A 10,804-nucleotide genomic window follows, 5' to 3' on the forward strand; every position below is an offset into this window, starting at 1 on the left:
GCGACGGCGGAGGGCGGGCCCCAAGTCTAACCATTCGCATGCGTATGTTATAGCTGTGCGCGGCGCGGCGCGTGTCACCCTGCGGCGTCGATCACGTAGCCGTCGCGACCATTGGCCTTGGCCTGGTACAGCGCCGCGTCGGCACCTTCCACGAAATGGTGGGGTTGCAGCTCGCCGTTGGGGATGCGGGTATAGACGCCGATGGTCAGGGTGATGCCGCCGCCATGGCCTTCGCCCGGTGCGGGCAGGGCGCGGATGCTCTGGATGAGGTCTTCGATCACCTGCCGCGCGCCCTCGGCCGGCGTATCCGGCAGCACCAGCGCGAACTCGTCGCCGCCGTAGCGTGCCGCCTTGTCGCGCGGGCGACGCGCGTGCGCGGCGATCTGCTGCGCCACTTCGCGCAGTACGCGATCGCCGACCTGGTGACCGTGACGGTCGTTGTGGTGCTTGAAGTGATCGACGTCGATCAGCGCGAGCGTGAGCGGCTTGCCGCTGCGCCGTGCGGCATCGCATTCTTGCTGCAGCGACTGTTCGAAACGCAGCCGGTTGCCCAGGCCGGTCAGCGCATCACGGTTGGCCAGCCGGTGCCAGGCCGCGATCCGCCATATCGCCCAGGCCAGCAGCACCAGCACGATGCCCAGCATCGCGCTGGCCGGTGCCCACCACAGGTTGCCGGCGCGCAGCAGCGCCCAGCTCAGCAGCGGGGCCAGCGGCAGCGAACAGAGCGCCGTCAGCCAGGGCAGGCGCAGGCCGAGGAGGATCACGCACAGCGCCACCAGCAGGCCACCGATGGCGTCCTGGCAGAACCGTGGCAGGACGTGGATCTGCCTGCCCTGCAGCAGCATCGAGGCGATGTTGGCCTGGTACTCGCTGCCGCTCATCCAGTACTCGCGCGTGGTCGGCGTGAGCAGGCGCGGGGCGATGCCGCTGGCGGTCATTCCGACCACGATGCGTCGCCCATGCAGCATCGCCATGTCCACGTGGCCCTCGAGCACGTCGGCATAGGACACCTGCGGCAATCGTTCCGGCGGGCCGGCGTAGCGCACCCGCACGTAATCGTCGCGGCGCCACTGATAGGGGGAATCGACCTCCGGCTCGGGATCCGGCAGGCCGTCGATCGCGCTGGCGGGCAGTCCGGCCAGGGCCAGGCCCAGCGCAGGCCAATGCGGCTGGCCGATGCCGGCGCGCAGGTACACCCCACGGGCGACGCCATCGCCATCCACTTCGACATCGCTGTGGCCGATCGCCGCAGCGCTGGCCGCGATCAGTGGAATGGGCAGCAGTTCCTCGGCCATGCGGTCGCCGGCTGCCGGCGCCGCCAGCACGGGCAGTACGACGTGGCCATTGCGCCGGATCGCGGCGGCCAGGATTTCGTCCTGGCGGCTGTCGCGGCGGTCGGGTTCTGACAGCATCAGGTCCAGTGCGATGCGTTCGGCGCCGGCGTCGGTAAGGCGATCAAGCAGGCGCGCATGTACCGAGCGCGGCCATGGCCATTGGCCGATGCGCTGCAGGCTGCCTTCGTCGATGGCGATGATCAGCACGCTGGGGTCGGGTCGATAGTCCCAGCCGCCGACCATCGCGTCGTAGGCCGCTTCATCCTGGCGCCACAGCCACTGGCCATGGCTGGCCACGGCCGTCAGCACACCGGCCAGCACGGCCAGTGCGATCCGTCGGGACCATGGAAGCGGCGAACGCCTCATAACAACAGCCAGAGCAGCAGCGCACCGCCGCCGCCGGCGCCGTAGCACAGGCGGCAGGGCAGCTTGACCTGCTGCGCGGGCGAGAAATCGCCTGCGTGCCCGTCGTCGTCGATGTACTGCACGCGCACGTGCAGGGTGCCGCTCCATGGCCGCTTGAAGCTGACCTGGGGCTGCTCGACGGTTTCATCGAGCATCGGGCTGGCGAAGTCGCCACGACGATCCACCTGCACGCGGTAGCGCTGGCCTTCGCTGCCGGCCTGCCAGCGCAGGGTCAGTTGGCCATGCGCCGCCTCGGGCGGCTGCAGGGCAGGGTCCACCGGTTCGTTGGTCAGCTGCAGTGGCAGCGCTTGTCCATAGCGCCCCTGGTGGCCGTTGTCATCGCGCGAGGCAACGCGCCAGTAGTACTGGCCCGGCGGCAGGGGCTGCGCCAGGCGCAGGTCGGTACCGGTGCTGGCCTGCTCCTGCAGCGGCTGCGTGAACGTCGGTTCTGCAGCGACCTGCAGCACGCTGCTGCTCGCGCCCGGGGCCTGGGTCCAGCGGAACCGGGGGCGATCGCTGTTGACGGTCTGGCCGTGCAGCGGAGAGACGGTCAACGGCGGCGGCGGTTGGTCGCTGAGTTCGAAGTCGGCACTGGCGTCCAGGCCCTCCACGCCCTGTGCGTCGACCGCACGCAGCAGCACACGCAGCTCGCCGGGCGGCAGATCGCCGATCGCCAGTCGCGTGTCGGCGGTGGTGGCGGCGAACAGCAGGATTTCCGGGGTAGCCGCCTGCACCACCTCCACCCGGTAGTGGTCGGCCCCGGCGACCGGGTCCCAGGCCAGCAGGCTCGGCAGGGGGGCCAGTCTCAGCTCATCCTGGCGCAGCGTCGGCGCCGGCAGCAGCGCGGCCACGGCGGCGGGCGCCTTGTCGGCGCTGGCGTTGCGGCTGGCCTGGCCCGGACGGACAAGGCGCTGGCCGTGGGTGTTGGCGACCTGCACCCGTCCTTCCAGCACTTCGGTGGCACCGATCCGGCCGGCATCGCCATCGCCGGCGCTGACGCGGAAGACCGTGCCGCGCACGCTGCTGGTCGCCGTCGGTGCATCGATGATGTAGCGCGATGCCGGGCCACGTGCCGGGGTGACCCGGTTGCTGGCGCGGCCCTGCTGCAGGCGCAGGCGGGTATCGACCATGCCGGTGCGGCCGTAGCGGCTGAGCTGGTCCAGGCGCAGGCGCGAATACTCGCGCAGCTGCAACCGCGAGGCATCGGCGAATTCGAGGGTGATGCTGGAGTCGCCTTCGGTTTCCACGGTGTCGCCGATGCGCAGCTGCTCTCCGGCCCGCACCGCGCGGGTGGCGCTGCCATCGCCGCCCACCAGCCCGACCTTGCCGCGCACGGACAGGACCCGTGCCGGCGCAGGCTCGGTGCGCAGCCAGCTGATCGGGAAGCGCAGCAGCTGGCCCGGCGGCAGCTGATAGGGATTGGCGATGCGGTTGTGCTGCTGCAGCTGTTGCCAGGGCACGGAAGGCTTCAGGTACAGGCCACCCAGGTCCCAGAGGGTGTCACCGGGACGGACCCGGTAGTTCCAGTCCTGTGCGGCGGCGATGGCCGGCAGCAGCAGGAGGGCACACAGCAGGACACGTTGGAGACGCGTAATGAAAGGCGAAGTGCGGACGAAGGTCACAGTTTGCAGTCCCGGCAATGCGGAGGCGCAGCAGCAAGACCCAATGGCCCCGACCCTCATCCCCCCGAATGGATCGCGGCGGCCGAACGGCCGCCATCGATCACATTATCGCCCGCGTTCAGTGCAGGGATTCTGAACGGGACAGGCTTCCGTTCAGAACAGCAGCGAGGCCATCTTCCTGCGGTACTGCCCGACCAGGTCCTCGTCGGAGATCACATTGAAGGCGTCGATCAGGGTCCTGCGCGGCAATCCGTCCTCGAAACCGCGGTCGATCCGCAGCATTTCCAGGAACTGGGCCAGGGCCGCCTCGTCCTGGCCCTCCAGCAGCAGCTGCACGCCCCGCAGATGGCGCGCCTTGAGGTCGCTGCCATCGGCGGCGATGCGTGATTCGAGCACCTCGGCGGCCGGGGCGTCCTTGAGTGCGGACGCGAAGGCCAGGCGTGCACGGGCGCGCACGGCGCGGTCGTCGGTGGCCAGGTTGGCCGGCAGGCGGTCGATCAGCGTACCGGCTTCATCCACGCCGCCGATCTGCAGCAGGGCCAGGGCCAGGTCGAGCTTCAGCTCGTCCTTGTCCGGTTCGGCGGCGATCTGCGCGCGCAGCACGTCCACCTGTGCCTGTGGGTCCAGCGGTGCTTCCTCCTCGCTGACCGTATCGCCGACATCGGCGGGGACGATGCCGTGCTGGGCCAGGAACTCGCGCAGTTGGCCCTCCGGGATGGCGCCGGGGAAGCCGTCCACCAGCTGCCCGTCCTTGACCAGGAACACGGTCGGCACCGAGCGGATCTGGAAGGCGGCAGCGATCTGCTGTTCCTTGTCGACATCGACCTTGGCCAGCTCAAAGGCGCCGTTGTACTCGCCGGCCAGCTTTTCCAGCATCGGTCCCAGGGTCTTGCACGGACCGCACCAGGTGGCCCAGAAATCGACCAGCACCGGCGTCTGCAGCGACTTCTGCAGGACTTCGGCCTCGAAGGTCGCAGTGGTGGCGTCGAATACGTAGGTCGTCTCGGTCATGGAGGAGGCATCGCTTGGCATCTGGAGAGGGATTCTATGGTGGCGGAACCTGTCCGTCTCAACCCGGGCCGCTGCAAATGGCCGACAATGCGGCCTTCCTGTTGCCGCTGTCGTGGAGCCTGCATGTCGTCGCCGTCCCCCTTGCTGCGCCTGTCGGGCGTGATCGCCGCACTCGTCTTCGTGGCTGCGGTCATCGGCTTCGGTGCCGGGCTCGACGGCTATGCGCAGGCCCGCCATCCGGTGGCGTTGCTGGGCGCGCAGGGGATGCCGCATGCCCTGGGCTTCAATCTGCTGGGCTTCATGCTGCCGGGCCTGCTGGCGGTGGTGGTGGCCGAATGCCTGCGCCGGCAGCTGCCGGCCACCGCGGGCTGGGCCCCGCGTGTGGGCAGCCAGATGCTGCTGCTGGCCGGCCTGGCGTTCGCCGCCATGGGCGTGCTGCCGCTGGATGTGGATGACCTGCACGGGCTGGCCAGCCAGCTGCATGCCAGCGCCTGGATGGTATGGGTGCTGGGCTTCGTTGCCGGCGCCCTGCTGCTGGGCACGGCGCGCCTGCGCGACACACAGGGCCGGGCATTGGGCGGGGTGGCGCTGGCCTGTGGTGTGGTTGCCGCGTTGGCAGCCTTCGCCCTGCAGGGCGTGCTGCCGGCGCCTCTGTCGCAGCGGCTGGCCTTCGCCTGCTGGGCGGTCTGGCTGGCGTTGGCGCTGCCGCTGTCGCGGGCCCGTTGAGACGGTCGCGGGGCCGCCACCGGGCCCACAGCCGTCGGACAGGATTGGAGACGTTTGCCGCACTGCGGTACGCTGTACCGCTTTGCCGCCGCATCCGCGTGTTCCATGACCAGCGCTGAACCCAACGCCTACGACCCGCAGCAGGTTGAATCCGCCGCCCAGCAGTACTGGGACGCCACCCGCGCGTTCGAGGTCGACGAGACTTCCGACAAGCCGAAGTACTACTGCCTGTCGATGCTTCCGTACCCGTCCGGTGCGCTGCACATGGGGCACGTGCGCAATTACACGATCGGTGACGTGATCAGCCGCTACAAGCGCATGACCGGCCACAACGTGCTGCAGCCGATGGGCTGGGACGCGTTCGGCCTGCCGGCGGAAAACGCGGCGATCAAGAACAAAACCGCGCCGGCGGCGTGGACCTACAAGAACATCGACCACATGCGCAGCCAGCTGAAGTCGCTGGGCTATGCCATCGACTGGTCGCGCGAGTTCGCCACCTGCCGCCCGGACTATTACGTCCACGAGCAGCGCATGTTCACCCGTCTGATGCGCAAGGGCCTGGCCTACCGCCGCAACGCGGTGGTGAACTGGGACCCGGTCGACCAGACCGTGCTGGCCAACGAGCAGGTCATCGACGGCCGTGGCTGGCGTTCCGGTGCGCTGGTCGAGAAGCGTGAGATTCCGCAGTGGTTCCTGCGCATCACCGATTACGCCCAGGAGCTGCTGGACGGCCTGGACGAGCTGGACGGCTGGCCGGAATCGGTCAAGACCATGCAGCGCAACTGGATCGGTCGTTCCGAGGGCCTGGAGATCCAGTTCGACGTGCGCGACGTCGATGGCAGCGCGCTGGATCCGCTGCGGGTGTTCACCACCCGCCCGGACACCGTGATGGGCGTGACCTTCGTCTCGATCGCCGCCGAGCACCCGCTGGCGCTGCACGCAGCGAAGAACAATCCGGAACTGGCCGCGCTGCTGTCGGAAATGAAGCAGGGCGGCGTGTCCGAGGCCGAGCTGGAAACCCAGGAAAAGCGCGGCATGGATACCGGCCTGCGCGCCATCCATCCGGTCACCGGCGAGAAGGTGCCGGTGTGGGTCGCCAACTTCGTGCTGATGGGCTATGGCACCGGTGCGGTGATGGCCGTGCCCGGCCATGACCAGCGCGACAACGAAGTGGCCAACAAGTACGGCCTGCCGATCGTGCAGGTCATCGCGCTGAAGGATCCGCGCAATGACGACGAGCGCAATTGGGATGGCGCGCGCTGGCAGGACTGGTACAGCGACAAGAACCGTGCCTTCGAACTGATCAATTCGGCCGAGTTCGACGGGCTGGATTTCCAGGGCGCCTTTGAAGCCCTGGCCGAGCGTTTCGAGCGCAAGGCGCAGGGGCAGCGCCGCGTCAACTACCGCCTGCGCGACTGGGGCGTGAGCCGCCAGCGCTACTGGGGCTGCCCGATTCCGGTGATCTACTGCGCCAAGTGCGGCGCGGTACCGGTGCCGGAAGAGCAGCTGCCGGTGGTGCTGCCGGAGGACGTCGCGTTCTCCGGCACCGGTTCGCCGATCAAGACCGACCCGGAGTGGCGCAAGACCACCTGCCCGGAGTGCGGCGGTGCAGCCGAGCGCGAGACCGATACCTTCGACACCTTCATGGAGTCGAGCTGGTACTACGCGCGCTACACCTCGCCGGGCGCGCGTGATGCCGTGGACAAGCGCGGCAACTACTGGCTGCCGGTGGACCAGTACATCGGTGGCATCGAGCACGCGATCCTGCATCTGATGTACTTCCGCTTCTACCACAAGCTGCTGCGTGACGCGCGGATGGTGGACAGCAACGAACCGGCCCGCAATCTGCTGTGCCAGGGCATGGTGATCGCCGAGACCTATTACCGTCCGAACCCGGACGGTTCCAAGGACTGGATCAATCCCGCCGACGTGGAAGTGCAGCGTGACGAGCGCGGCCGCATCACCGGCGCGACCCTGATCGCCGACGGTCAGCCGGTGGTGGTCGGTGGCACCGAGAAGATGTCCAAGTCGAAGAACAACGGCGTGGACCCGCAGGCGATGGTCGGCAAGTATGGCGCCGACACCGTGCGGCTGTTCTCGATGTTCGCCGCACCGCCGGAACAGTCGCTGGAGTGGAACGAGGCCGGCGTGGACGGCATGGCCCGCTTCCTGCGCCGCCTGTGGGCCCAGGTGCAGAAGCATGCCGCCGAGGGTGCCGCCCCCGCGCTGGACGTGGCCGCGCTGGACGGTGGCCAGAAGGCGCTGCGCCGCAAGACCCACGAGACCATCGGCAAGGTCGGCGACGACTATGGCCGCCGCCACAGCTTCAACACCGCGATCGCTGCGGTGATGGAACTGATGAACGCGCTGGCCAAGTTCGAGGACGGCAGCGAACAGGGCCGCGCGGTGCGCCAGGAAGCACTGCAGGCCATCGTGCTGCTGCTGAATCCGATCACCCCGCATGCCAGCCACGCCCTGTGGCAGGTGCTTGGCCATGGCGAGACGCTGCTGGAGGACCAGCCGTTCCCGCAGGCCGACGCCAGCGCGCTGGTGCGCGACGCGCTGACCCTGGCCGTGCAGGTCAACGGCAAGCTGCGCGGCACCATCGAAGTGGCCGCCGATGCCGCTCGCGAGCAGGTCGAGGCGCTGGCCCTGGCCGAGCCGAATGCAGCGAAGTTCATGGAAGGCCTGACGGTGCGCAAGATCATCATCGTCCCGGGCAAGATCGTGAACATCGTCGCCGCCTGATGTACCCCGCACCGGCCGCCCTCCCGGCGGCCGGTGTTCCAGCAACGCGGGGGGCATGCGGTTGATGGCCCTGCGTTCACGCGGTCTCGGGCACGCTGTCTGTTGCCGTGATCGCCCGGCTCCGCCAGACTGCTCTCCATGACCCGACTCCTGCTTGCCCTCGTTCTTGTCCTCGGCCTTGCCGGCTGTGGCTTCCATCTGCGCAACAAGCTGATGTTGCCGACCGACACCGCGCCGGTGAAGGTGGTCTCCACGGCCCCGTACAGTGAACTGGTCAAGCTGCTCAACCGCAGTCTGCAGGCGTCCGGCGCCAAGCTGGCAAGCGAGGATGGCAACGAACCCAGCACCCAGCTGCAGGTGTTGTCCGAACGCTGGGGCGACCTGCCGATCGCGATCGACTCGCAGGGTCGTGCGCAGGAATACAGCCTGCGCTACGCGGTGATCTTCATCTTCCGTCGCGAGGATGGCAGCGAACTGGTGCCGCAGCAGGTGATCGAACTGTCGCGCGACTACGTGTCGCCGCCCACCGACGCGACCGGTACCACCACCGAGCGCGAGATCCTGGCCGATGAACTGCGCCGGGAAATGTCGGCCTCGATCATCCGCCGCATCGACAGCGTGGTCCGTGCCGAAGTCGCGAAGGGGGGCAGCCTGTCCGCGCCGAAGCCGGTCGATCCTGCGGTTCCGGCCGAGCCGACACCGGCACCGGCCATCAAGCCCTGACCGGGACCGGCATGGAACTGCGTCCGGAGCAGCTGGCCAGCCAGGGCGCTGATACCCCGCTGTCGCCGGTGTACCTGATCGCCGGTCCTGAGACGTTGCGCGTGCTGGAAGCCGCCGACGCGGTCCGTGCGCGGGCGCGCGCCGCCGGCATCGGTGAGCGCGAGGTGTTCGACGCCGATGGTCGCGACTTCGACTGGGGCCAGCTCGACGCCAGCTTCAACGCGCCGAGCCTGTTCAGTGCCCGTCGCTTGGTGGAAGTGCGGTTGCCCAGTGGCAAGCCGGGCAAGGACGGCGCCGAGGTGATCAGCCGGTTCTGCGCCGATCCGGCACCGGACGTCGTGCTGATGATCACCGCCAACGAATGGAGCAAGGCGCACCAGGGCAAGTGGGCTGAAGCGGTGGGCCGGGTCGGCGTGCTGTCGGTGGCCTGGGCGATCAAGCCGCATGAACTGCCCGACTGGATCGAGCGTCGCCTGCGCAGCAAAGGCCTGCGCGCGGATCCGGCCGCGGTGCAGCGCCTGGCCGAGCGCGTGGAGGGCAATCTGCTTGCCGCGGCGCAGGAGATCGACAAGCTGGCGCTGCTGGCCGATGGGCACGCGCTGGACGTGGAACGGATGGAATCGCTGGTGGCCGATGCCGCCCGCTACGACGTATTCCGGCTGGTGGAAGCCACGTTCTCCGGGCAACCGGCGGCGGTGCTGCGCATGCTTGCCGGCCTGCGCGGCGAAGGCGAGGCGGTGGCCGCGCTGATGCCGATCGTGATCCGGGAACTGCTGGCAGGTGCCGGGCTGGCGCGGGTGCAGGCACGCGGTGGCAACCTTGCCGCCGAGATGAAATCGCGCGGCATCTGGGAGTCGCGGCAGGCACCGTACAAGCGTGCGCTGCAGCGGCATCCGGAAGGCAAGCGCTGGGAACGTTTCGTGGCCGAGGCCGGGCTGGTCGACCGCATCGCCAAGGGGCGCGCCGACGGCGACGCCTGGCTGGCGCTGGAGCGCCTGCTGGTGGCCGTGGCCGAGCCGCGCGCCGTGCGGCTGCTGGCCCGGGCCTGATCGATGAGCCTGCGGGTCTATTACGGGGGCACCTTCGATCCGGTGCACCTGGGGCACCTGGCGATCGCGCGCGCCGCGCGCGATGAGCTGCAGGTCGCGGTGCGGATGCTGCCGGCGGCCGATCCACCGCACCGCCCGGTTCCCGGCGCGACCGCCGAACAGCGCTGCACGATGCTGTCGCTGGCCATCGGCGACGAGCCGGGGCTGCTGCTGGACCGGCACGAACTGGATCGGGCCGCGCGCTTTCCCGGTCGCCCGTCCTACACCGTCGATACCCTGCGCGAACTGCGCGGCGAGCTCGGTCCCAGCCGGCCCCTGGCCTGGCTGGTCGGCGCCGACAGCCTGCTGGGCCTGCCCGGCTGGCATGAGTGGGAGGCGCTGTTCGGCCTGGCCCACTTCGTGGTGGCGGAGCGGCCGGGCAGTCCACTGCAGGCCTCGGTCGACGGCGAGCTCGGCCGTGTCCTGGAAGGGCGGTGGGCCGACAGCGAACAGGACCTGTTTGCCAGTCCGGCCGGCCGCATCCTGCGCCTGCACCATCCGTTGCGCGGGGAATCGGCCAGCGCCGTGCGCGCGCAGATCGCCGCGGCAGGGCCCTGGCGTGCCCTGCTGCCGCCGGCGGTGGCCGACTACGTGGCCGCGCAGCGGCTGTACCATCCGGCAACACCGTGAATGCCGCGACCGCGCCATCCCCGTATAATCGCCCCCACGTTTATCGAGTCGATCCACTTTGAGCAACCAGACCCAGCCCCAGACCATCAAGGTCGATCTGCCCAGCCCGCCGCCGTCCGTGCCGGAACTGCTGGCCAGTGTCCGTCAAGCCACCGAAGACCTGAAGGCCAAGGACCTGGTCGAGATCGACGTGCGCGGCCGGTCCAGCGTTGCCGATTACCTGGTGATCGTCTCGGGTACTTCGACCCGCCACGTCAAGTCGATCGCCGACGAGGTCGTGCGCTTCGCCAAGAAGATCGACGTGATGCCGCTCGGGGTTGAGGGCGAGCGCGAAGCCGAGTGGGTACTGGTCGATCTGGGCGACGTGATCGTCCACGTGATGCTGCCGCGCGTGCGTGAGTTCTACGCCCTCGAGCGCCTGTGGACGGTCGGTGACCAGCCGCCGTCCAGCGACGACGAAGTGGCCTGAGCCGCACGTTGATGCATCCCTTCGACGGCGCCGATGGCGCCGGCGACG

At 69.1% G+C, this 10,804-nt stretch carries 9 protein-coding genes; 6 read left to right on the forward strand and 3 right to left on the reverse strand.

What is annotated here, in order from left to right; genetic code table 11:
• Positions 1-74: 74 nt before the first annotated feature.
• The 3 genes from QMZ25_RS11175 to trxA all read right to left on the reverse strand — a co-directional run bounded on the left by QMZ25_RS11175 (position 75) and on the right by trxA (position 4,372).
• A complete protein-coding gene (locus tag QMZ25_RS11175; protein WP_180876102.1) occupies positions 75-1,700 on the reverse strand; it encodes a CHASE2 domain-containing protein in 1,626 nt (541 codons plus the stop codon).
• Positions 1,697-3,406, reverse strand: a complete 1,710-nt coding sequence (locus QMZ25_RS11180; RefSeq protein WP_065174908.1) for a FecR domain-containing protein — start codon at positions 3,404-3,406, stop codon at positions 1,697-1,699. The genes QMZ25_RS11175 and QMZ25_RS11180 overlap by 4 nt, the downstream gene beginning before the upstream one ends.
• Before the next feature lie 108 nt (positions 3,407-3,514).
• Entirely contained in the window at positions 3,515-4,372 is an 858-nt protein-coding gene (gene trxA / locus QMZ25_RS11185; RefSeq protein WP_053520124.1) for a thioredoxin, read from the reverse strand.
• Between the two features lie 123 nt (positions 4,373-4,495).
• Here trxA and QMZ25_RS11190 point away from each other — a divergent pair, with 123 nt between their 5' ends.
• From QMZ25_RS11190 to rsfS, 6 genes are all read left to right on the forward strand, one after another.
• Complete coding sequence (locus tag QMZ25_RS11190; protein ID WP_065181828.1) at positions 4,496-5,098, forward strand: DUF998 domain-containing protein; 603 nt, start codon at positions 4,496-4,498, stop codon at positions 5,096-5,098.
• A 105-nt stretch (positions 5,099-5,203) separates the two neighbouring features.
• Positions 5,204-7,846 (forward strand): leucine--tRNA ligase, encoded by a 2,643-nt coding sequence (gene leuS / locus QMZ25_RS11195; RefSeq protein WP_065181980.1) that lies wholly within the window; start codon positions 5,204-5,206, stop codon positions 7,844-7,846.
• A gap of 138 nt (positions 7,847-7,984) precedes the next feature.
• Complete coding sequence (lptE, locus tag QMZ25_RS11200; RefSeq protein WP_053520122.1) at positions 7,985-8,569, forward strand: LPS assembly lipoprotein LptE; 585 nt, start codon at positions 7,985-7,987, stop codon at positions 8,567-8,569.
• An 11-nt stretch (positions 8,570-8,580) separates the two neighbouring features.
• On the forward strand, positions 8,581-9,618 hold the full coding sequence (gene holA, locus QMZ25_RS11205) for a DNA polymerase III subunit delta (RefSeq protein ID WP_053520121.1): 1,038 nt from the start codon (positions 8,581-8,583) through the stop codon (positions 9,616-9,618).
• Between the two features lie 3 nt (positions 9,619-9,621).
• On the forward strand, positions 9,622-10,287 hold the full coding sequence (gene nadD, locus QMZ25_RS11210) for a nicotinate-nucleotide adenylyltransferase (RefSeq protein ID WP_053520120.1): 666 nt from the start codon (positions 9,622-9,624) through the stop codon (positions 10,285-10,287).
• Between the two features lie 58 nt (positions 10,288-10,345).
• Complete coding sequence (gene rsfS / locus QMZ25_RS11215) at positions 10,346-10,756, forward strand: ribosome silencing factor (protein WP_053520119.1); 411 nt, start codon at positions 10,346-10,348, stop codon at positions 10,754-10,756.
• The last annotated feature ends 48 nt before the right edge of the window (positions 10,757-10,804 follow it).

The organism is Stenotrophomonas sp. RS-48 (genome assembly GCF_030053245.1).
Lineage (GTDB): Bacteria > Pseudomonadota > Gammaproteobacteria > Xanthomonadales > Xanthomonadaceae > Stenotrophomonas > Stenotrophomonas maltophilia_P.